This is a genomic window from Arcobacter acticola (assembly GCF_013177675.1).
In the GTDB taxonomy this organism is placed as follows: Bacteria; Campylobacterota; Campylobacteria; order Campylobacterales; family Arcobacteraceae; genus Aliarcobacter; species Aliarcobacter acticola.
Window position 1 is genome coordinate 2,064,980 of record NZ_CP042652.1, and the last position, 24,621, is coordinate 2,089,600.

Below are 24,621 nucleotides of genomic sequence, written 5' to 3' on the forward strand. Positions count from 1 at the left end.
AATTAAATAAATACAATATATTAGGAAATCAATATGTCATATAGAACTTTAGAAGAAGAAATAAAAGTATTAGAGCAAGGATTGCCTCCAGTTGAAGGTGATGGTTTTATTGGTGGTAGATTAGATCCCCAAGAAGCTAGTTTAGTTTTAGTTCCAGTTCCATGGGAAGCTACTGTTTCATATGGTGAAGGGACTGCACTTGCTCCTGATGCTATGAGACTTTCAAGTCATCAACTTGATGTTGAAACATATCATTATATTAAGCCATATACAGCTGGTATTGCCATGCTTGAAACTGATAAAAGTCTATTAAAACTAAGTAATAAAGCCAGAAAAAAAGCTTTAAAAGTTATTGAAGCCTTAGAAAATGGTAAAAAAAGTAAGAAAGCTCTAAACTTTGTAAATGAAGCTTCAGATACATTAAACAATGCAGTATATGAAAAATCAATAGAACAATTAAATAAAAGTAAATTTGTAGGAGTTGTTGGTGGTGATCACTCATCTCCACTTGGACTTATCAAAGCTTTAAATGATACTCAAAATGAGCGATTTGGAATCTTACATGTTGATGCACATCATGATTTAAGAAAGGCATATGAAGGTTTTACATATTCTCATGCTTCTATTTTTTATAATGCAATGAATGAATGTGACAAAATTTCTAATTTAGTTCAATTTGGAATTAGAGATTATAGTAGTGAAGAATCTCAAAGATTGTTTAACTATGGATATAAAGGTGCATGTTTGTATGACACTGATATGCAACAACAATTAGCTTGGGGGGTTTCATTAGAAAATGTTTTTTCACCCTATATTGAAAAACTTCCAAGAAATGTATACCTATCAATAGATATAGATGGATTAGAGCCATTAAACTGCCCAAATACTGGAACACCTGTTCCTGGTGGATTAAGATATGGGGAATTAGAACATCTAATATTTATGGTGGTAAGAAGTGGAAGAAATATCATAGGTTTTGACTTATGTGAAGTTGGTGATAGTGTTGATGGTTGGGATGCAAATGTTGGTTCTAGGATTTTATACCAACTTTGCGGAGCATTATTAGCTAGTCAAGGTAAAATACCATACAAATAAGTCCATTAAAAAGAAGGATACATAATGAAAGAATTTGATTTAATTATTATTGGAGCAGGAAGAGCCAGCAATCTAGCTGTTAGTGCTGGTAAAGCTGGTAAAAAAGTTGCTTTAATAGAAAAGTCAACTTTAGGCGGAACTTGCCCAAATAGAGGTTGTGTACCTTCAAAACTATTATTAGGTTATGCACACGTTGCAAATGCAATAAAAGAATCCCAAAGACATTTTATTGACTCATCTATAAATAGTATTGATATAAAAAAAATATTTGAAAAAACAAACAGTTATATTTCAAAAATCGATTCAATATATGAAAATAAATTTAATGAAAATGTTCAAATCTTCAAAGGTGAAGGTTCATTTATTTCAAATAATATAGTAAAAGTAAATGATGAGCAATTAACAGCTCCTAAAATAGTAATTGCAACGGGAACAAGACCTATAGAAGCTCCCCATGAAAAAGCTTGGACTAGTGATGATATATTTCCTTTACTTGGCGATATTCCAAAGTCTATTACTATTGTTGGAGCTGGTTTTATTGCTTGTGAGCTTGCAAGCTTTTTTTCAGGTGTTGGAATTAAAACTACACTACTAGTTAGAAGTCAAAGAATTTTAAGTAACGAAGACGAAGAGATATCTGCAATTTTTAAAGATGAATTTAGTAAAAAAATGGATATTTTATTTGATACAAGTATTAAAACTACAAATTATGAAAATAATCAATTTAATCTTATCCTTGAAAATAAAGATGGAACTACAAAAGAACATCAAAGTGATGCCCTTCTTTATGCAACAGGAAGACAATCAAATACAGATACATTAAACCTTGAAAATACATCTATTCAAATAGATAAAAGAGGTTTTATAAAAAGAGATAAGCTTTTTGAAACAAATGCAAAAGGAGTTTATGTAGTAGGAGATGCATCAGGAAAACACATGCTTCAGCACGCAGCTGCTTATGAAATAAATCATCTAGGAAAAATATTACTAGAAGATTGTAAAGAACCTTTATATTTTAAATATATGCCCCATGCAGTTTTTACAGAACCTGAAATTGCAAGTGTTGGAATAACAGAGCAAAAAGCAAAAGAGAAAAATATAAAATATATAACAAGTACTACAAACTGGTTAGCAAGTGCAAAAGCTATGTCAACTAGACTACACTATCCAGTTACTAAGTTTCTTATAAATCCAGATAATTATGAAATATTAGGATGTCATATGATAGGACCTGAAAGTTCAACTATGATGCATCAAGTCTTAGCAGTAATGCATATAAATAACGATGTAAGACATATAAAAGAAATGCTTTATATTCATCCAGCATTAAGTGAAGCTTTACTTCCAGCAGCTGTTGCAGCTGTAAAAGAAGTTGAAAAGTATAATAAAAAAAGTTAAATATGAAAAAAAGATTTTTTAGTTAAAAAGCAGATAATCTGCTTTTTAATTTTTGGTACTTAACATATAAATATTTCCACTATCGCTAGAAATATAAATCTTACCATCAGAAGATTGAATTACATTTCTTATTCTCTCATTTAAATTTTCTAATAATCTCTCTTCTTTTATCACATTGTTACTCTTATCAAGAACAATTCTATTTAAATGTGTTAATTTTAAAGCTCCAGAAAAAATATTACCTTTGTATTTTTTAAATAAATCCCCATTATAAACCATAAGCGAACTAGGAGCAATTGATGGAATATAGTATTTAATAGGCTGTTGCATTCCTTCTTTTGCTGTTGATTCTCCAACAGCAAAATCATTCCAATACTCTTTTCCATAAGAGATGATAGGCCAACCATAATTTTTACCTTTTTCAATCAAATTTATTTCATCACCACCCCTTGGGCCATGTTCTATACTCCATAAATTTTTACTTGTTTTATCATAAAAAAGTCCTTGAGGATTTCTATGTCCATAAGTATAAATTTCAGGAAGTGCATCTTTTTTATTAATAAAAGGATTATCACTTGGAATTGAGCCATCAAGATTAAGTCTTATAATACTTCCAGCATGGTTAGACAAATTTTGTGAGTTTTCTCTAACTCCCCTATCTCCAATTGAAAAATATAGATGACCTTCTTCATCAAAAGTAATTCGACTTCCAAAGTGTCTTGAAGTATCTGAAAAAGCTTGACTTATAAATAAATCATTCCAATTAATTAATTTATTATTTTGTAGTTTTGCCTTTGCTAATACAGTTGTTGATTTACCTTTTATTTCTTTTACATAAGTGAAAAAAAGTTCATTGTCTTTTAAAAAATTTGGACTTTTTTGAACATCTAATAATCCGCCTTGTCCTGTGTAGTTTAAGTTTTGAGTATTTGAAAGATTTGAAATATTTTTGATTTCTTTAGTTTTTATATTTAAAAGAGCGATTTTACCAGTTTTAACAGTAAATAAAAGTTCATTATCAGAAATAAAAGTCATACCCCAAACAACACCTAAATTTGATGCTATCTTTTCAACTGTAATATTTGTATCTTCACTTTTAAATTGGATAGTTTGAGAAAATAAAAGAACAGGTAATATTATAAATAAATAGATAAAATGCATAGTTTTTCTCCTAGATAATTTATTTAATATATACTACCTATTTAAAATTTACTTTTACCTTTTTATTTATTCAAATCTTTCACACATCTTATATAAAATTTATCCACCATTAACTCTCTATTAAAAGCTCCTGATAAAAAATTCACAACAAAAGCTTCCCCACTTGCTCCATGTCCAAAAGTTTTACTTGACCAGTAATTATCAGATACAAAATATTTAAACTCTTTTGGCAATGTTGGATTATAAGATTTTGTATCTACAATAGAAAATAATTCTAGAAAATTTGGCATCTGCCAATTTTTGTACCCATCAAGTTCAAGATTTTGACAATAATTTTGCGCTTCTAAAAAATCTCTTTTAATAACCGTGCCCTCTTTTGTATCTTGCCACAATAAATTTGTTTTTGAATCTTTTAATATAAATTCACTTTCTTTTATCATTTGAGCATTTGAATAAGTAAGAATTGACATAAAAATAAGAGCGTTTAAGATTTTCATAATTTAACCTTATAATAAAAATTTTATTTTATTATAACTTAGTAGATTTGAAATAGTATTGATTATAATCAAAAAAAGATAGTGATTAATAATTTTTATTAAATCACTATCTAATTGTTTTAGATTAATCTAAATTTGCCTCAACATAATCCCAATTTACAAGTTTCCAGAAGTTTTCTAAATAAGCAGGTCTTGCATTTCTAACATCAATATAATAAGCATGTTCCCAAACATCACATACTAAAACAGGTTTTAAATTATCTGCAAGTGGTGTTTGTGCATTTGCAGTTGTTACTATTTTTAGTTTTTGTGCATTATCTTGAACAAGCCAAGCCCAACCTGAACCAAAATGTCCTATTGCTTTTGCTGTAAACTCTTTTTTAAATTCACTAACAGAACCAAAACTTTCAACTAATGCTTCTTCTAATTTTTCTGAAATTGCACCTTGAGTAGGAGTTAATCCTTTCCAAAAAAAATCATGATTGTAAACTTGTGCAGCATTATTAAAAACAGCCCCTTCTGAGTCATAAACTATTTCAAGTAAGCTCATATCTTGGTACTTTGTATCTACTATTAATTCATTTAATTTGTTAACATATGTTTGATGATGTTTTCCATAATGAAACTCTAAAGTTTCTTTTGACATTAAAGGAGCTAAAGCATCTAAAGCGTAAGGTAAAGTCATTAATTCGTGTTTCATGGTATATCCTTTTATATATTATTTTATTTTATTTGCCAACATTAAATTATAGTCTAATTTAATTAAATTATATCAACAATAAAAAAGGGATTTGATTAAATTAAAATTTAAGAAGAAAAAGGAACAAAACCATAATAGGTTTTATTCCTAGCTTATAAAGTATTACGCGAATGCAGGTTCTAAGAAAGGAATGATTTGTTTTTTTCTTGATAAACAACCATCTAACCAAACTTTTCCATCTACAAGTTTTACATTAAATGCTTTTTCAAAAATAGACGTATCTTCTGAACAAACTAATACTTCTGAACCTTCTTTCATAATATCTGTTAAGATTAAACAAGTTGTATGTAAGTTGTTTTCAATTCTTAATTTTTCTAAATCAGCTTGTAATTCAGCTTTAACACTATCAAAAATAGATAAATCAATAACTTCAAGTTGTCCAATTCCAACTTTTGTTCCATGCATATCAAATGGTTTGTAATCTCTTAAAATTAATTCTCTTACAGGAACTCCTGAAACTGCTGATTTAACTTTGAACATCTCCATTCCAAGTGCACCAAAATCTTCAACACCACAAATAGTTGCTAATTCTCTAACAGCTTTAATATCAATTTCTGTACATGTTGGTGATTTGAAAATTACAGTATCAGATAAAATTGCACACATCATAATTCCTGCAATATTTGCAGGGATTTCAACTTTATGATAATCATACATTTCTTTTACAATTGTATTTGTACAACCAACTGGTCTAATCCAACATTCAAGTGGAGTTGAAGTTGTAATATCACCTAATTTATGGTGATCAACGATACCTACAACTATTGCTTTATCAATATCAGCTGGAGCTTGACCTTTATCAGAATAATCTGTAATAAATAGTTCTTCACCTGCAAATTCAGTTTTTAATAATGGTGCTTCAAATCCAAATCTATCTAAGATAAATTGAGTTTCAGGAGAAACCACACCTTGACGTGCAGGAATTGCTTCTCTACCAATTTTATTTAATAAATATCCTAATGAAATCGCTGAACAGATAGAGTCTGAATCAGGAGTTGTGTGTCCACATGTATAAATTGCCATATAAAGTCCTAATTTTTATTAATTTTTGCCATTTTATCTAAAATAAAGTTATTGTTCTTTTAAATATATCAATTAACTATTCAATTTTACTAATAACTTGATTTCTACCATTTTGTTTTGCTTGATATAGTAATTCATCTGCTTTTTTTATAATTTCTTTTTCATCTGTATCAATATCAGTATTTATAGTTATTAATCCAATACTAATTGTAACTATAGGTGAAACTGTTGATTTTTCATTTGGAATTTTATGTTTTTTAATATCTTTTTTAATTTTATCAATGAGTAATAAAGCATTTTCATTACTTGTATTTCCTAAAACTAAAGCAAACTCTTCTCCACCATAACGAGCACAGATATCACCTGCTCTTTTTATATTTTTTTTTAAAACTTTACCTATTTTTTTTAAGCAATTATCGCCCTCTAGATGTCCATATGTGTCATTTAATAATTTAAAATAATCTATATCTAAAAGAGCCAAAGAAATAGGTGTTTTCTGTCTTTTCCAACGTTTTAATTCTTCTTTTATAAATCTATTAAATGCTCTACGATTGTAAATATTTGTTAACCCATCTACCAAAGAAAGCTTTAAAGCTTTATCTTCTGCTAATTTTCTCTTTGTAATTGTTTGATGAGAAATAACAAAGTATTCAGTCTTTTCAAAAATAAAAGACTCAACACTCATTAAAAACCAACGTTTTTCTTTCTTTCCATGACAAGGATACTCTAAATAAAAAGTTTTCTCTTTATTCTCAATTACTTTCCTTATTCCAACTGCTGCTTCAAAACCAAAAGATTCTCCATTTAAAGATGATTTATCACAAACTTCTAAATAATTAATTTTTTGCCAATCAGAAGCATTTGTTATACAGTGATTATTTTCTCCAAAACTGTTCCAACTTTTATTTGTAAAAATAATATCACCATTTTTATCTATTACAACAATATGATTTTCTACTGTATCTAGTATTGATTTAAAAAAAATTTGATTATAAAGCATTTTAATTCCTTATTTTAATGGCATAGTTATAATAAATAATGCTCCAATAAAATTTTCACCTTCAAATTCATAACTCGTGTTTTCAACTTCTAAAACTCCATCCATATGTTTTGTTATAATCTCTTCTGACATATAAAGCCCTATTCCTGTTCCTTGGCTTTGATGTTTAGTAGTGAAGTATGGTTCAAAAACTCTTTTAATAATATCTTCTTTTATTCCTCCAGCGTTATCTTTTATTTTTATTATTAAACTTGTATCTTCTTTATATATATCTACGAAAATATATTTTTCATTAGGGATTGATTCTAAGGCATCCATTGCATTTTTAAATATGTTTAATAGTACTTGAAGAAATTCCCTTTCAAATCCAGTTATAGATAAATCATCAACATTCCTAATCACTTTAATTTGTTTATTATCCAATTGAATTTGAAGAAGCTTAAATGTTTTATCAAGCGCACTATTCATAGAGAAAAGACTCTTTTCTCTATCTGGCTTAAAAAAATCTCTAAAATCTTCTATAGTTTCACTTAAATGATATGCGCTATTTTCTATAGTATTCAAAGAGCTTAATAAAAAATCGTCTTCTAAAAGATCTAACTCTTTTTTAATTTTTATACCACTTGCAGAAATTGTTATTAAAGATAAGGGCTGTCTCCACTGGTGTGCTATATTTTCCAACATTTGCCCCATGGCAACTAATTTTGTTTTTTGTGCTAAAAGTTCATACTGTTTTTGATTTTCATCTATATATCCTTTAATATCAGCTTTATATGCATTTAATTTTTTTTCTATTAAATAAGAAATATAAAAAGATATCCCTAATAAAATAATAGTTGAAAGAAAAGAAGCTAAAAGTAATTCTTTTATATTTTTTTCATAGGCAAGAGCCAATGTCTTTTTTTCTTTATCAATTAAAACAGCAACATCATTTTCATAAAAACCTGTACTAATTACCCAATCCCATTTTGGAATCGTTTTCAAATAAATAATTTTTGATTCTATAGTAGTAGTGCTTGGTTTGTAAAACTCTAAAGAAACATATCCCTGAGATTCATTTATTACTTTTGAAATTGCATTTAAATTATTCTTATCATTTACACTTTTTATTTTTGCAAAGGCATTTTCTCCTATTAGACCTTTATTAATATGACTAATATAGTTATTATTTTTATCTGTGATTATAAGATAACTATTTTCTCCAAAACTAAACTTACTAATTTGTTTTATAACATCTTTTTGTATACTTTTATTAAAATCTTCTATATATTCACCTGTACCTATAAACCAATCTAATTCATATATATTTTTAATAAAACCTATTTTTTTATATTCATGCTCATCTTCTTGAGTCTTTTTCCAATACCATGTTTGATATGATTCATCACTATTTTTTAGTAAATTTAAGGATTCTTTTAATGCAAAAACACCTTCTGAGTCTTGATGTTTTATTAAGTTTTCATCTTCTAATTCTGAATTTAAACCATGAAAAATATTTTTTCCATTTTTATCATATATAAAAAAATATCCTCTATTATCGTTAAATTTCATATCTCTTAATACTATTTTAATTAGGAGCGTTATTTCTTCTTTAGTATAAATATCTTTGTATTGATTATAAATATTTATAATCACTTTATGGGCATCATAAATTTTTGTTTTAAGAGTTTTTTTAAGAGTTTCTTCTGTGCTATTTTGTTCATCGATAATATAATTGTAAATATAATCAATTTGTTCTTTTATTAGTTGTTTTTTTTCATTAAAAAATCTTACTTCAGTTTCTTGTTTTATTTTTTCAAATGTTTCTTTATGTTCAAAATATAAAAAAGTTGTAAGAGCGATAGAAAGTAATAATATAATAATAGATAATAAATATCTAATTATAAATAACAATTTTTTCTCATTTGCTAAATACATAATAAACCTTTTTATTAATTATATCATTTTTATTGTTCTATATAAGATAACACTTATTCAATAAATCAATTAACTGTTTACTTAAATCATTTAATATTTTAATATTATTTTCTGATATTGGTAAACCTGATTTTTTTAAACGAATTAATTTATTAGCATGCTCATGAATAGTAAAATGAATATCTATTATAGATTGAAATTCACATTTATTTTCATATTTTTTAGTATTTTCACCATAAAGCCACTGGGAAAATCTACATTCCCTATGATTTTGCTCTTCTACTGTAAAAGAATTATTTGTTAAAAAAGATATGATATTTTTTATCCAAGAAGAGTGTTCTATTTTCGCATGGAGTAAATGAATATCCTCACGACTTATAGGAGAAATATTATTCCAAAGTACATTTGGTTTCCATGTATTTATCCATTTTACTATATTTTCTGCGGGCATTGGATAGGCAATAAAATACCCTTGTGCAACTTCACAACCTAATTGTAATAAAATTTGTCCTTGCTTAATATTTTCTACTCCTTCTGCAATAATATCACGGCGAAATGCTGTTGCTAAACTTATAATACCTTCAAGAATTGCTAAATCATCTGTATCAAAAAGCATATCTCTTACAAAACTTTGATCTATTTTTAACTCTGAAACAGGAAGCCGTTTTAAATAAGTTAAAGAAGAATAACCTGTCCCAAAATCATCAAGTGCAAAGTTTATACCAATTTTTTTACATGTTTCCATGATTTGAGATACTTTTTCTATATCCTCAATTGCACTTGTTTCTAATACTTCAAGAATAATATTATTAGGTTTAACAGTAGGATATTTATTAAATAATTTTTTAAGATAATTAAAAATACTTCCAGATAAAAGATGTAAAGCATCAATATTAATACTTACAACAATTTCAAGTCCCTCTTTTTCCCAACATTCAATTTGCTCAAAAGCTTCATTTAAAACCCATTCTCCAATTTGAATAGATAATAAATCTCCTTTTATCATAGGTAAAAAATATCCAGGAGTCAAAATACCTTTTGTTTTATGATTCCAACGAATTAAAGCCTCTAAACCAACAACTGTTCCTTTTTTCATATTAACTTTTGGTTGATAATAAAGCATAAATTCATTATTTTTTAAAGCAGTTTCTATTATTTCTATATTAGCATGTTGTGTACGTATATTTTCATCATGAACAGCATCGAAGATATGAAAACGATTTTTACCTGCTAGTTTAGCTTGGTACATAGCTTGATCTGCGAAACGAAGTAATTGGTCTGCATCAAAAGTATCTTTGTCATCAAAAAAAGTAACTCCAAGACTAGCTGTAACTTTCATATCACATTTTTCTATAGTAACAGTTTCAGATGCCGCTTGAAGAAGTCTATTTATCATTGGTTTACATTCTTTATGATTTCCTAAATTATGTAAAACAGCTACAAACTCATCTCCTCCAAGTCTAGCTATAGTATCACATTCTCTTAATGTTTTTTTCATTCTATTTGCAATTATTGTTAAAAACTTATCTCCAATATTATGACCATAAGAATCATTTATTTCTTTAAAACCATCTAAGTCAAGATATATGATTGCTATAGTAGATTTATTTCTATGCGCATGTAACATAGCTTGATGTAATCTATCAGATAGTAAAATACGATTTGGTAAACCAGTTAGTGCATCATAATGTGCAATGTATTCTAAGTGCTTTTGTTGTTCTTTTAATCCACTAATATCTGCAAAAAGTGCTACGTAATGAATTAATTCACCAAAATCATCTTTTACAGCTGTAATAGTTAACATTTCAGGAAATAATGTTCCATCTTTACGTTTATTCCATATTTCTCCTGTCCATGAACTATTTTTATTTAACTCTTCCCACATTTCTTTATAAAAAATAGATAAATGTTTTCCTGAACTTAATATTTTAGGATTGTGACCAATTAATTCTTCTTTTGAATATCCAGTCATTACTTCAACAGCATGATTAACATCTATAATTTTATTTTCTGAAGAAGTTATGATTATACCTTCATGACTATGAGTAAATACGCTTGCAGCTAAATGTAATTTATTTTCTGAGACTCTTCTTTGAGTGATATCTTCACCCGCACTTAGTGTTCCTATAATTTGATTTGATTCATCCAATAAAAGAGAGTTATGCCATGCTATTAATTTTTTTTCTTTGTTTTTAGTAACAATATAATTCTCAAAATATTCTTTTCCTTCTAAATTTCCATTAATTATTTCTAAAAAAACTGGATATACATTTTCTTTACCCTCAGGTTGTGGCAAACAAAATTCAAACCATTGTTTTCCAATAAGTTCTTCTTGGGGATAGCCTAAAAGATCACATCCTTTACGATTTACAAGAGTAATACATCCATTGATATCTATTGAAACAATAATAGCTTCTACGGCATAAAGATAGCTTTCAAAACGATTACGCTCCAAAATTAAATTTTTTTCTAATTTTTTTGTTGCAGTGATATCTCTTGCAACACCTAAAACACCAATAAAATTACCATTTGAATCATGAAAAGGCGTTTTTGAAGTAGATAAAATTTCCTTATGACCATCTTTTACAAAAGTTACTTCTTCTTCATTAATATTTTGTTTTTTAGTAAGCAATACTTTATTATCATTTTCACGAAAACGATCTGCTTGTGATTTTTCAATAAAATCATAATCAGTTTTACCAATAATTTCAGACTCGCTAGCTCCAAAAAAATCTTCAAAACGATTATTACATGCTAAATAAACCCCATCTTTATTTTTCAGCCAAATTAAGTCGGGGATATCTTGAATAAGTGTTTTTAAAAAACTTCGTTCATATTTAAGTTCAGTTTCTATTCTTTTTTTATTTGCAATATTGCCTAATAATCTACTAAAAAATCCTAATAATTCTATTTCAAGTTTTGTAAACTTATGTAATTTCTTTACAGCATCAAATCCTACAAATCCTATACATTTGTTATTTTCAAAAAGAGGAAAGGTAACTAAACTTTTTATATCTTGTGAAGATAAAATTTCTTTTAATTTACCTTCTTGCAAAGCTTTTACATCTTCGATAATTACATATTTGCCTTTTGAATGAAGCTCTGGCCAATCAACCACAAAACTCATACAGATATTTTGAAGATTTTGTATATGAGGTTCAATATCAGTATTACACCACTCATAAGTATTTGTTGCTGTATTTAAATCAAAATTATAATCAAAAATGTAAGCACGATCAGCACCCACAAATGTTGCCATTTCTTTTAATGCATTATTTATTTGTAAATCAATTTGATCAAGTGGTAAATTTATAAAAGAGCTGGATAATTCTAAAAATAATTGAAGATATTTATCTTGAAAGATAATTGTTTCTTCATGTTTTTGATGTTGCTTTAATTCTTTTATAAGCTCTAAAGTGTTTGGAAATAAAGTAGAATAAATAGAAATAATTATTTCAATAAGAATATTATGATTATCATTTAATTTATTTTCTGCTTCATTTTTTGCAGTATTAATATCAAGACCAGATTCTACACCTAAAATAATATAAGCCATTTTACGATCTGTTTTAAGAATATGTGAAACTAACCAATCCACTAAAAAGGCTAAAACTTCATTGGATAATTGATTAAATGGCTTAAGGTCTTGCTCTTTTTTAAATTGCAGTATTTTATCTATAAATTTTTGGTGTGTGTTTTTATGCTCAATATTTAAAATATCATTTTCTAAATATTTGTGCCAAATTTTTTCTTCTGATTGGAAATGACATAGAGCATATTCAATAAGTTCATCAAAGATACAATTTAATTCTTCAGTATTTGATTTATAAGTAACAAAAGTGGCTAAACGATTAAGAATAGCTACTAGTTTACTGTGTTGAGTATCAATAAATTCTAAACCTGTATCAAAGTGATTATTCCATGGAAAAATATCTATTGTTTTCATTTTTATGCTTTTTTGATAATTTTTATTTATGCAGTTAAAAGATAGTTAAAACTCTTAATAAAAGCAAGTCCATAAAAAATTATTTATTTAAATCTTAGCTAAGTTATAATAATAGGTATATAAAACTAATTAAAAAAGAGTATCAACTCTTTTTTAATATATGTGTTTCAACAACCCAAGAAGCAAAAGGAATTGAAGAGGTAAAAGCGGGGCTTACAGCATTTAATACATGTACTGAGTTAATATCAGATTCAACAACAAAATCTTGTACAAGTTCTAGTGTATTTTTATTTAAAAGTTGTGCTCTAATACCCGGTGTACTCCAAGAATCATAACCTTTATGGTTCATATTTTGTGTTAATTTCGTAGCAAGTCCTTTTAAATAATTTAGATTATATTTTTTTATTTCACTAAAAGCTAAGCTTCTAAATCCAAAAGCATTACTTGCAAATAATTTCATTTCATAAAAAGTTATTTGAAGAAATTCTTTTAATGAAAAGTTATCAAAACCTTTATAATTTTCTCTCCAAAAAGCGGGAATTGCTGTTGGACCTATTTTACTTTCATTATCTACTGTAAGTGTATAATGAACTCCTAGAAATGGATTATCAAGATTAGGAACTGGATAAACATTTGTTGTAAGATTTGAGATATTACTTTTATCTTTTAAATAAATTCCTTTAAAAGGAATAATCACATAATCTTTAGAAAAACCAAAATCACGTGCTATATTATCAGCATATAATCCAGCACAATTTATGATTTTTTTAGCAGAAAAATCACCCTGTGAAGTTCTAACCATATTAGCTTTTGAACTAAGGTATTTACAATCAAGCACTAATTCAACACCTAATTCTTGTATTACTTTTGCAAATTCTTTTGTAACTTCTTTTGGATTTACCGTTGCTGTACTTGGACATAAAAGTGCTTTTTTATGAGTTTTAATATTTGGATATAGCTCTTTTAATCCTTTTTCATCTAACCAATGAAGCTCAACCCCATTGGCATCCCCTCTTCTTTTTAACTCTTCTAATCCTTCAACTTCTTTATCATTAAGAGCAACAACAACTTTTTGACATGGATTAATTTTTAGATTTCTTTGATTACAAAACTCTTTTAAAGCTGCATTTCCTTCTTTTGTAAACTTTGCTTTTAGAGAGTTAGCTGTGTAATAAAATCCAGCATGTAATACACCTGAGTTTCTACCACTACTGTGCATTGCGACTTCTTTTTCTTTTTCCATAACTAAAATTTGAGCATTTGGAAATCTTTCTTTTAAATTTTTTGCAATATTTAATCCAATAATTCCAGCTCCAATAATCAAATAATCATACATTTAATATCCTAACTCTTCATCTACTAAGATTAATATAATTCTATTTTTTTCATCAGCTTTTACCCATGAAAATTTATTTGCAATATTATCAAGATTATGACGTGGTTCTTTTCCCATTTCAATGGCTTTTGAATTCATTCTATCGATATTTTTAACAGCGGCAACTTCCATAACTCTTTTAAAACCGGCTTCTACATCTTTTACTATTTTATTTTTTCCAACAATTACTAAAACTCTTCTAGGACCATAACAAAAAGCAGCAACTCTATTTCCGCTACCATCTGCATTTACAAGTTTTCCATCAAGGGTTAGAGCATTTGTTCCTGTAACAAAAATATCAGAAACTAAACCTTGTCTTCTTCTCTCAGAATTTTCTTCCATAGTAATACCAGTTTCATATTGGTTTTGTAATTTAATATCTTTTTTATTAACTAAATAATCTAATAAACCAATTTGTCCAACACTAACACTTCCACCAAGACCAACACTCATTCCTGATTTTATGAATGTTTTTGATAATTCAAAAGCTTCACTTTTATTTGAAACACAATGAACTTCATAACCACAATTTTCTAAAGTATTAACTAATGCTTGCATATTTTTTTCCTTCTTTAAATAACATTTTATGTAAAATCATCGATACTGCAAAGATTATAAATCCTACAATATGTGTTGTTTGAACTATACCAAAAAATGAATCAATATTATATGCTTCATCTTCTGTTAATAATAAAATTGCAGCAAGTGCAAATATAGCCCTTTCTAAAATCATCATTTTTTTATCCCAGAAACCTTCCATTACAATTGAAAAAGATAAAATTCCAAAAAAAGCAAAAATAAATACTTCAAATTTTTCATACCAATCACCTGTTATAAGTGGTGTAAAGGCAAATAATAAAGGAAGAATATACATTCCTTTTCCTATTTTCCAAGAAACTAATCCTGTTTCCATAGGAGGTGTTTTTGCAATTGCAGCTGCTGCAAAAGCTGCTAAACATACAGGTGGAGTAAGATTTGAATCTTGTGATAACCAAAAAATAATTAAATGAGCTGATAATAAATACATAGCAACTTCAGGAATTTGAATTCCCGCATTTGCAAGTGCTGCCATTTCTGGACTTAACATAAGTCCCAAAAGCGCGGGTGCACTTAAAACTGATAATACAACATAAGAAGCAGTTACAGGTAATCCCATTCCTAAAATAAGAGAGGCTAATGCAACTAAAATAATTGCTATTAATAAAGAGTTTCCTGACCATTCCATAATAAGTTGAGAAAATGTAATTCCAATTCCAGAAATATTAATAACTCCTACAATAATACCAACAGCTATTAATAAAACACCCGTAACTATCATATTTTGACTTCCAAGAGCTAAAGCTTCTAAAATCTCTTTTATTCCCATTCTTTTATTTTTAGTTAAATACGAAGCTAAAACAATTGTAACTATTGCAATTGAAGCTGCATATGTTGGAGAATATCCATAAATTAAAAGCCCTACTAAAGTTGTTAAAGGAATTATAAAATGAAAACCTTCTCTTAATAATGGTAAAATTTTTATATTGTTATTTTCGCCTTTTATATTGTTCTCTTTTGCATGAATATGAATATAAAAAGAAATAGATGCAAAATATAAAATTGCAGGTAAAATAGAAACTGATACAATGGTTACAAAAGGAATATTTGTAATTTGAGCCATAATAAAAGCTCCAGCACCCATAATTGGTGGCATAATTTGTCCACCTGTACTTGCTGCTGCTTCAACTGCTGCTGCAAAGGTAGGTTTAAAACCAGCTTTTTTCATCATAGGAATTGTGATAGATCCAGTTGAAACTGTATTTGCAACTGCACTTCCTGAGATAGTTCCCATCAAAGCAGATGAGAAAACAGCTACATGACCTGTTCCACCTGTATATTTCCCCGCAACTGCATTTGATACATCAACAATAAAATCTCCAGCACCTGATTTTAATAAAAATGCTGCAAATAAAATAAACATAAATACATATGTTGATGAAATAGTAGCAATTGGACCAAAAAGTCCTTCACTAGTATAAAACATTCTATATAAGAATCTTTCATAATCCATTCCAGCAAATGCAAAAATTCCCTCGAAATATTGACCTAAGAATAATATATATGAAATACAGAAAATAATTATACCAGGAATAATATATCCTGTTTCTCTTCTAACTACTTCAATAGCAAGTGCAATAGTAAGACATGTAACAATTATATCGCTTGTTCTCATTTGTCCACTTGCGACTTCATATAAACTCTCTTCAAATAAAACCATATATACGAAAGTAAGCAAAGAAAGAATTGCAAATATAATATTTATTATACTTATCTTATTTTCATTTTTACTTGCTTCATAACTTAAAAAACCAAGAGAAGCTAGAAGTGCAAAGTGAGCTGAATTAAACCATAAGTCACTTATACCACCCCAAATATTCACATAGAAGTGAAAAAGAGAAATTAGTATTGCATAGACAAATATAATTTCTTTAAAGTATTTAATTTGTATCATGATGATAGTCCTTATTTTTTATAAGCTACATAAATGATTTTTAATCACTTATGTAATATATAAAATAAAGAGAGGAAAACTCTCTTTATTTTTTTTAGTTATTATCTATTAAAGCATCAGGTATTTTTATACCTTGTTCTTTGTAGTATTTAGCCGCACCTTTATGTAAAGGCATTGGTAATCCAGCGATTGCTTTTTGAATTGACATATCAAGAGTTGCTTTATGTACACTATTTAAAAATGGTAAGTTTTCATAAATTGTTTTAGTTAAAAGATAAACAGTTTCTTCAGGTGTATCTTTTGTAACAACTAATAAATTTGGTTGAGAGATTGTATTAATATCTTTATCTTGACCTGGATATGTTCCAGCTTTAATTGTGTATGGATTCCATACAGGATAGTTATCGTTAATTGCTTTTAAGTCTTCTGCTGTAAAATCAAGTACTCTAATATCATTATTACCAATTGAAGCAAAGGCATTAGTAACAGCTGAAGTTGGAACACCTGATGGAGTTGTCATACCATCAACTTTTCCATCTTGAAGTGCAGTAGAACTCGGGCTATAACCTAAATATTGTTGGTCCAATTTAGTATAATCAATTCCTAATGAACTAAAAATAGTTTCTGTTGAAATTCTAGAACCTGAACTTCTATCACTCATAGAGAATCTTTCTCCATAAAGGTTTTTCATATCTTTAATATTACCAGTTTTAGCATATTTACTTTTTATAGTAATTTGCTCAATATTTTCCCAAAGCATTGTGATTGATCTTAGATTTTTTTGAGGTTTACCTTCGTATTCATCTTTACCTTGCCAAGCCATTGAACCAAATAAACCTTGTAAAAGTGCAAAATTAACTTCACCTTTTCCAAGCATGTCAATATTTTCATTACTTCCTGCACTTGTAATTGCTGAAAAAGTTGTTTTATGATCTTTTGCTAATTTAATTGATGCAATTGTAGCAATTCCAACACCTACTGGATAATATGTCCCACCTGTACTTGCTGTTGCAATTACATATTTATTTTCATCCGCTGCATTTGCAACACTTAGCATCGTAGCTGTAATTGCTGTTGTTACCAAGATTTTTTTTAAAATAGAATTTCCAAACATAATTTCTCCTTAGTTTTTTATCTAGGAGAAGTATATCATTTTTTGAAACAAAATTGTTTCAAAATTGTTTTAAATTTTAAAATTTGTTTTAGAAACACTATTTTATAAGAGTTTTAAGAAGTGAATAAAATGATATTTTGAAACAAATAAAACAAATTTATCTAAAATAAAGGTATATTAAATAATATAAATTCAAAATAAGGACATTTGCATTTTTGGTTTTTTATACTAATAACTTTTCTAAACTCAATTAAAAAAAAATAGCTTGAACTATAGGGATTTTTTTCTGCCTTTGATGAAGCCGGAAGTTAGATATTTATTTTCGGTTACGCCCGAAACTGTTTGAGCGTTAAGAAATGGCCTAAATGGCCGTTTTAGCGAGTTTTGCAGGGCAGAAAATAAATATATAACTGTAGAGTAGCTTTGCCTTCATCAATTCGGCAGTCTTTTTTGCTTACTTTTTTGAGACCAAAAAGTAAGAAATGTGGAAACTTCCAAGTTTTCAAGAGAAACTAAAAAACTATTAAAATAAAATAATATAGCAAAAGAAATAAAAGGATTAGAAGTTAAATATATCATTTAATTGTACCGCCTCCCCTTTTCTTCAAGATTTTCTTATCTTAATAAAGTTAGTTCTTGTTTTCCATCAATTTAACAGTTTCTTTACTCCAATATCCATTTGGTTTGTACCAAACTGTGTATGATGTTTTGAAAACATCATCATTGGAAGCATTTGTAAGAGCAATTGTAAATTGAGAGAAATATCCGCTACCATCTTCATCATTTTTTCTGTATTCTTGATAAACTCTTAATGTATTGACTTGAATAGAATAGTATTCTTTATTTTTATCCCATTTTTTTAAAAGTGAAACATATTGACTAACCGGTGTACCATTGTTTGTTTCATAATGATCTTGAAGATAATATTCCTCGCCATCAATAATTAAATCATTAAAATAATTCATTGCTACTCTATCTGAATCACAACTCACTCTTTGTTGAGAGCCTTGCCAATTAAAAAATTTGTCCCATCCTTGAAGAGATACTGTAACTATAGTAGAAATAATAATTACTTTTAAAATATTTCTCATAAATTTTCTTCTAATGTTAATTTTGAACCATCGCTAGAACCTTCAAATTTCATAATTACTTTTTTACATGTACATAATATTTGACCTTCCAAAATATTATCTAATGGACCAGTTATAGCTAATATAATATCTAACTGATTGAGATGACATGGAACCAAATTTCGTTCTTCAATTACATTAGAAATTAATATTTCTATATCTTCAACTTGTGATTCTTCAAAATTACTTTGCCATATGAAGTTTTTTTTCATAAATTCACCTTTATTTTAGATTATACTTAAATGTAAATAGAATATAGATAACTATTTATTAAACATACATTATATACACAATAGCCTGAAAACCAATAAATAGAATACAATATCATGATAAACCTGCATTATATTATATTTAGTAAGAACTCAATTAATGATTAATTATTTCTCTCTATCAAATACCCCAACCCCTTTTTAGAAACAATGAAGTCATCATCCACAATTTTATCTTTAACTCTTTTAATCACAGTTCTCATAGTTGCATCAGAAGTTTCACTATCTTTCCAGATAAATTCTTTTAAATACTCTTTTGTTTTTATCTCTTTTATATTTTTAACTAAAGCCTCTATTAGTAATTTTTCCTTTTTTGATAAATCTACTAATTCACCATTTCTATAAAGAAGATTTGTTTTTCTATTATATTCATAGGTATTATTTATTTTTAGAATCACTTCTTCTACTGGCTCATTTGATTTATCTTCTAAAACTTTTGATTTAACCTTTTTCAACATCTCCATCATATTTTTTACTTCCAATGGTTTTACAAAATATGAAATAACATTTAGATTTATTGATTTAAAAAGATATTCTTCATCTTTGTATGCTGATACGATTATAAATTTCTGATCTTCATTTATTTTTGTTATATCTTCAATCATTGATAAACCATCAAGATTTGGCATTTGAATATCTGTTAAAACTAAATCAAAGGTCTTATTATCATTGTAAGCTTTTTCATAAAGTTCTAATCCTTCTTGCCCATCACTGGCAATTTGAACCTCATCAAAAATAGTATCAAGATAAAAACTTAATATTTCTCTTGCATCTTCTTCATCTTCTACTAATAATACTCTTGTAATATATTCATTCATTTTTTAATCCTATAAAGTTAAATGTTTAAAGTAATGGTAAATTTAACACCATTAATTATATTTTGGACTTCAATTTTCCCTTTCATATTAGTTTCAATAATCGATTTTGTCATATAAAGCCCTATTCCTGTTCCTTGAGTTTCAAACTTTGTTGTAAAGTATGGTTCAAAAATTTTGTATAAAATTTCTTCATTTATATTTCCACCATTATTTGATATTTCTAATATCATTTTTTCTTCATTTTTGTATAAAGATATATTAATAAAAGCATCAAAATCTTCTATATCTTTTTTAGAAAGTAAGGCATCTTTTGCATTATTCAAAATATTTAATAAAGCTTGTTTTAGTTCATTTTCATAATTTGTTATTTCAATATTTTCATACTCAAAGTTTATTTTTATATTTTCACTTTCATATTGATTTTTCACCATATCAAGTAAAGTATCAATACTCTCATTTACAAAAAATTTATTTTGTGTTTTTGATGGTTTATAAAAATTTCTAAAATCATCAATTGTTTCACTCATATACTCAATGTGCTTATTTGCTTTATTCATAAATTTATCAATCTTCTCTTCACTTACTTCTTTGTTTTTATAATTATCTCTTAAGAATTGAAGTATTAAAGAGACATTATTTAAAGGTTGTCTCCATTGGTGAGCAATATTCCCTAACATCTCTCCCATGGCTGCTAGTTTATTCTGCTGGATTAAAATTCTATCTTTTTCTCTATTTTTAATAAGTTCTTCTTCAACTTTTAATTTTAATTCTTCTTCACTTAGTTTTATTTTTGTAATATCATTTAAATAGCCATAAAAGTGGCTTATTTGCCCAGTATGGTTTTTAATAAGAATAACTCTACTTGATATCCATCTTATTTCATTTGCAGCATTAACTATTCTACAAGTAAAAGTAAAATGTGGTAGATCTTTTTTTACAGCTGCATTAATAGCAACTTGTACATTTGCAATATCTTCTTTATGAATTAAATCCATAAATCTCATATTCTGTTTTTCAAACATGTTTTTAGTAAATCCAAAAATTTGAATACTATTTGAAATATATTGAACTGATAAGTTCTCATCGTTCATAAGTTTAAAAATTACAATTTTTCCATCTTCAACTAAAAGCTCAATATCCAATAACTCTTTTTTCATTCTTTTATTTTTGTCTATGTCCATAGACATCATTAGCATTCTATCTAGCTCATCATTATCATCAAGAAAAGATTTACCTCTTGCTAGTACCCATTTAAAACCTTCATTTTTTGTTTTTAATCTATACTCACAAATAAAAGTATCATCAACTTTTGCAAATATTTTATCAAATAATTTTTCCACATTTATTTTATCTTCATTATGTATTAGATTAAACCAATCAGAAAAAGTTAGCACTTCATCTTTTTCATATCCAAACATATCCAACCACTTATCAGAAAAATATATTTTTTGGCTTTTAAAATCAATATCCCATAAACCATCATTTGAAGCAATAATCGCCAACTCAAACCTTTTTTTCCAATGAATTAAAGATACGGTTTTATTTTCAAGTTCATCATTATATTCTGTAATGATTTTTTTAATAAAATTTATAAAAAGATAAGTAAGTAGTATTAATAGTGTTGCACCAATTAAAATATAACTAAGAATTTTCAAAAGTAGATTGCTACTGTCTTTTTTAATTTTAGCAATAGTATCTTTTGTTTGATTTTCTACTATTTCATTGTTATTAAATGTTGAAACTAAAAAATTATATTTTTTATAAAGATAACTATAATTTTTAAACTTGTCGTTATATCCAAAGTCAGTAAAATAGTGTTTTAAAAGCTCATAAGATTTAGTGTCTTTTTCATTTTTAAATAACTCATTTGAATCAACATATTTTTTCTTTTTGTTAAAATTATATGTTTTTTGTGAAATGAGATCATAAAACCAAATATCGAAATTATTACTATTAATAGCATCAATTATTGCATTTTTTGTAATCATACTAATTGAGTTAATAGTAGAAAGAGCCCCAATATAATACTCTTCATCATCAATAAGAACCTTATCATAAAAACTTAATCTCACAGTATTTGCAATATCATCCTTCCAATATTGAAGATTTTCATTACCTTGTGAATAGATATACATTAAAATAAGATCTTTATATTTTTTATCTTTGTAATTAAAAATTAAATTTTGTAAATAAGTAATTGATTGTTTTCCATATAAAATATCTAAATTTTCTTTTTTAAAAATAGTAAGATTTACATTATTTGTTTCTTCTATATTTTTTAAATAAGTACTTAATTTATCAAACTCTTTTAAACGATTTGATTGAATATATCCAACAACTTTATAAGTAATATTCTTAAGATGTATTTCTTCTTTTAAAAACCTATTTTTCAATTTTTTTTCAACATAAGCTTTGAATCTACTAATTTCTTCTTTTTGCGCAAATTCATAATTTAAAAAGTATTTTTGTTTAAGTAAGTCTATTTCTCTAGATTGTTTTGAGTCTAAAATAAAAAAAGTAATAAGAGAAGATAATAAAGCAATTACAATTATAAATATCAATGGTATTTGTGAATATAATCGCTCTATATCGTTTAAGCTATATTTTTTATCATTTTTAAAAAGCATATAATAACCTGTTTCATAATTGTTTCAAACTAAACAATTATATTGAAACTTTGTTAAAAGTAACTAATTAACTAAAAATTGCCCTACTGATCTATTTTTTTTAAGTCTATTATGCTCAACTACAACTCCATGCATTGATAAATAAATACCATTTTCTATTGGTGCATTTAAAAATCCAATTGCTTGAGAAAAATTCATAGTTGCTTCAACTTCATCAATACTCATAGGAACCATTGCACCTGTGAAAACTATTTTTTTACCCTCAATTTTATCTTCAATAAATTTTGAAGTTAAATCAACAGTATCAGTTCCGTGAATGATGATAATTTTGTCACTTGTGCTATTTTGTATCTCTTTTAAAATAGTTTCTCTATCTTCTTGAGTAAAATCTAAACTATCTTTTGAAACAATATTTTTAATGTCAAATTGTACATTAAAACAAGATTTTACAATCTTGTCTAATGCGATATTATCACTTGGAACTTCTAATTGTCCTTTAATTGGATTATATCTTTTGTTAAATGTTCCACCTGTATTTAATACAGTTATTTTCATTTTGCATCCTTAGAAAGATTAGTTACCATATTTTCAGGTCTTAATAATTCATCAAGTTCTTCTTTTGTAAATAGTTCTTGTTCTAAAATAATGTCATAAACTCTTTTGTTTGTTTTTAAAGCTTCTTTAGCAAGTGCTGAACTCTTTTCATATCCTAAAATTGGATTTAAACAAGTTACAAGTGTTACTGAATTTAAGATATTTTCCATACAAACTTCTTCGTTTGCAGTAATTCCTTTAACGCATTTTTCACCTAAAGAATAAAATGCTCTTCTCATCATATTAATTGAAGTAAATAATTTATAAGCAATTAATGGTTCAAATACATTTAATTGTAATTGTCCACCTTCACTTGCCATTGCAATAGTCATATCAGCACCAATTACTTCAAAAGCAACCTGGTTTACAACTTCAGGAATAACAGGATTTACTTTTCCAGGCATTATTGAGCTTCCTGGTTGCATTGGAGGAAGATTTATTTCATTAAATCCAGCTCTTGGTCCTGAACTAAGAAGTCTTAAGTCATTACAAATTTTTGATACTTTAATTGCAACACTTTTTAACATTCCAGAAATATGTACAAATGAACCTGTATCTTGAGTAGCTTCAATTAAATCACCTGCAGCAATATAATCAACACCTGTAACTTCTCGCAAGTTTGAAATAACTTTTCTTTGATATGCAGCTTTTGAGTTAATTCCAGTACCAATTGCAGTAGCACCTAAATTAACTTCTCTTAAATGAGCTTGTACATCTCTTAATCTAAAAATATCTGCATCAATCATAACCGCAAATGTTTTAAATTCTTGACCTAAAGTCATAGGAACAGCATCTTGTAACTGCGTTCTTCCCATTTTTAAAACATCTTTAAATTCAACAGATTTTTCTTCAAAGCAATCTCTTAAAAATCTTAAAGATTCTTTTAATTTATATATTAACTCATGTAAAGTTAACTTAATAGCAGTTGGATAAACATCATTTGTAGATTGACTCATATTAATATGATTATTTGGATGAATAATGTCATATGAACTTTTTGGTTTTCCTAAAATCTCTAAAGCACGATTTGCAATAACTTCATTTGCATTCATATTTGTAGAAGTTCCAGCTCCACCTTGAATAGGATCTACAATAAATTGATCATGAAATTTTCCATCTATAATTTCATTACAAGCTTGAACAATTGCATCTTTTTGCATATCAGATAAATCGCCTAACTCATAGTTAGTTAAAGCACAAGCTTTTTTTACTTTTGCAAGTGATTTAATAAAATTTGGGAACAAAGATATATCTGTTTTAGTAATATTAAAATTTTCTTTTGCTCTTAATGTTTGTATTCCATAATATTTACTGGGATCTATCTCTTTCTCACCTAAAAAGTCTTTTTCTATTCTTAATAATCTTTCCATAAAAATCCTTTTAATTAATAATTTCATTATAATATA

At 26.9% G+C, this 24,621-nt stretch carries 19 protein-coding genes; 2 read left to right on the forward strand and 17 right to left on the reverse strand.

Annotated elements, in window-relative coordinates:
• Nucleotides 1-33 precede the first annotated feature (33 nt).
• Both AACT_RS10600 and AACT_RS10605 read left to right on the forward strand, forming a co-directional pair.
• Nucleotides 34-1,095: an agmatinase family protein gene (locus AACT_RS10600; RefSeq protein ID WP_172126773.1), complete on the forward strand. Its 1,062-nt coding sequence runs from the start codon at nt 34-36 to the stop codon at nt 1,093-1,095.
• A 24-nt stretch (nt 1,096-1,119) separates the two neighbouring features.
• Nucleotides 1,120-2,493: a dihydrolipoyl dehydrogenase family protein gene (locus AACT_RS10605; RefSeq protein WP_172126774.1), complete on the forward strand. Its 1,374-nt coding sequence runs from the start codon at nt 1,120-1,122 to the stop codon at nt 2,491-2,493.
• A gap of 45 nt (nt 2,494-2,538) precedes the next feature.
• Here AACT_RS10605 and AACT_RS10610 read toward each other — a convergent pair whose 3' ends face one another.
• From AACT_RS10610 to aspA, 17 genes are all read right to left on the reverse strand, one after another.
• Nucleotides 2,539-3,654 (reverse strand): PQQ-dependent sugar dehydrogenase, encoded by a 1,116-nt coding sequence (locus tag AACT_RS10610; protein ID WP_172126775.1) that lies wholly within the window; start codon nt 3,652-3,654, stop codon nt 2,539-2,541.
• Nucleotides 3,655-3,716: 62 nt separating this feature from the next.
• Nucleotides 3,717-4,151 carry an Lcl C-terminal domain-containing protein gene (locus tag AACT_RS10615; protein ID WP_172126776.1) on the reverse strand — a complete coding sequence of 145 codons (435 nt, stop codon included), beginning with the start codon at nt 4,149-4,151 and terminating at the stop codon, nt 3,717-3,719.
• A 124-nt stretch (nt 4,152-4,275) separates the two neighbouring features.
• Nucleotides 4,276-4,851: a superoxide dismutase gene (locus tag AACT_RS10620; protein WP_172126777.1), complete on the reverse strand. Its 576-nt coding sequence runs from the start codon at nt 4,849-4,851 to the stop codon at nt 4,276-4,278.
• Nucleotides 4,852-5,013: 162 nt separating this feature from the next.
• On the reverse strand, nt 5,014-5,934 hold the full coding sequence (locus tag AACT_RS10625) for a manganese-dependent inorganic pyrophosphatase (RefSeq protein ID WP_172126778.1): 921 nt from the start codon (nt 5,932-5,934) through the stop codon (nt 5,014-5,016).
• Nucleotides 5,935-6,010: 76 nt separating this feature from the next.
• Complete coding sequence (locus tag AACT_RS10630) at nt 6,011-6,934, reverse strand: GGDEF domain-containing protein (RefSeq protein WP_172126779.1); 924 nt, start codon at nt 6,932-6,934, stop codon at nt 6,011-6,013.
• Between the two features lie 9 nt (nt 6,935-6,943).
• Entirely contained in the window at nt 6,944-8,851 is a 1,908-nt protein-coding gene (locus AACT_RS10635) for a sensor histidine kinase (RefSeq protein ID WP_172126780.1), read from the reverse strand.
• Nucleotides 8,852-8,888: 37 nt separating this feature from the next.
• Nucleotides 8,889-12,797: a bacteriohemerythrin gene (locus tag AACT_RS10640; protein WP_172126781.1), complete on the reverse strand. Its 3,909-nt coding sequence runs from the start codon at nt 12,795-12,797 to the stop codon at nt 8,889-8,891.
• Nucleotides 12,798-12,939: 142 nt separating this feature from the next.
• Nucleotides 12,940-14,133, reverse strand: coding sequence for an L-2-hydroxyglutarate oxidase (gene lhgO / locus AACT_RS10645; RefSeq protein WP_172126782.1), 1,194 nt, complete (start codon nt 14,131-14,133; stop codon nt 12,940-12,942).
• Nucleotides 14,134-14,730, reverse strand: a complete 597-nt coding sequence (locus AACT_RS10650) for a lactate utilization protein (protein WP_172126783.1) — start codon at nt 14,728-14,730, stop codon at nt 14,134-14,136. It abuts the gene before it with no gap.
• The gene (locus AACT_RS10655) at nt 14,714-16,663 is read right to left on the reverse strand and encodes a TRAP transporter permease (protein ID WP_172126784.1); all 1,950 of its coding nucleotides are present in this window, start codon (nt 16,661-16,663) and stop codon (nt 14,714-14,716) included. Before AACT_RS10655 ends, AACT_RS10650 begins: the two co-directional genes overlap by 17 nt.
• Nucleotides 16,664-16,757: 94 nt before the next feature.
• Nucleotides 16,758-17,777, reverse strand: a complete 1,020-nt coding sequence (locus tag AACT_RS10660; RefSeq protein WP_172126785.1) for a TAXI family TRAP transporter solute-binding subunit — start codon at nt 17,775-17,777, stop codon at nt 16,758-16,760.
• Nucleotides 17,778-18,406: 629 nt separating this feature from the next.
• A complete protein-coding gene (locus tag AACT_RS10665) occupies nt 18,407-18,868 on the reverse strand; it encodes a hypothetical protein (protein ID WP_172126786.1) in 462 nt (153 codons plus the stop codon).
• Nucleotides 18,865-19,119: a hypothetical protein gene (locus tag AACT_RS10670; RefSeq protein ID WP_172126787.1), complete on the reverse strand. Its 255-nt coding sequence runs from the start codon at nt 19,117-19,119 to the stop codon at nt 18,865-18,867. Before AACT_RS10670 ends, AACT_RS10665 begins: the two co-directional genes overlap by 4 nt.
• A gap of 161 nt (nt 19,120-19,280) precedes the next feature.
• Nucleotides 19,281-19,994, reverse strand: a complete 714-nt coding sequence (locus tag AACT_RS10675) for a response regulator transcription factor (RefSeq protein WP_172126788.1) — start codon at nt 19,992-19,994, stop codon at nt 19,281-19,283.
• Nucleotides 19,995-20,011: 17 nt separating this feature from the next.
• Complete coding sequence (locus tag AACT_RS10680) at nt 20,012-22,621, reverse strand: PAS domain-containing sensor histidine kinase (RefSeq protein WP_172126789.1); 2,610 nt, start codon at nt 22,619-22,621, stop codon at nt 20,012-20,014.
• 63 nt (nt 22,622-22,684) lie between these two features.
• Nucleotides 22,685-23,176, reverse strand: coding sequence for an asparaginase domain-containing protein (locus AACT_RS10685; RefSeq protein ID WP_172126790.1), 492 nt, complete (start codon nt 23,174-23,176; stop codon nt 22,685-22,687).
• A complete protein-coding gene (aspA, locus tag AACT_RS10690; protein ID WP_172126791.1) occupies nt 23,173-24,585 on the reverse strand; it encodes an aspartate ammonia-lyase in 1,413 nt (470 codons plus the stop codon). The genes AACT_RS10685 and aspA overlap by 4 nt, the downstream gene beginning before the upstream one ends.
• Nucleotides 24,586-24,621: the final 36 nt, after the last annotated feature.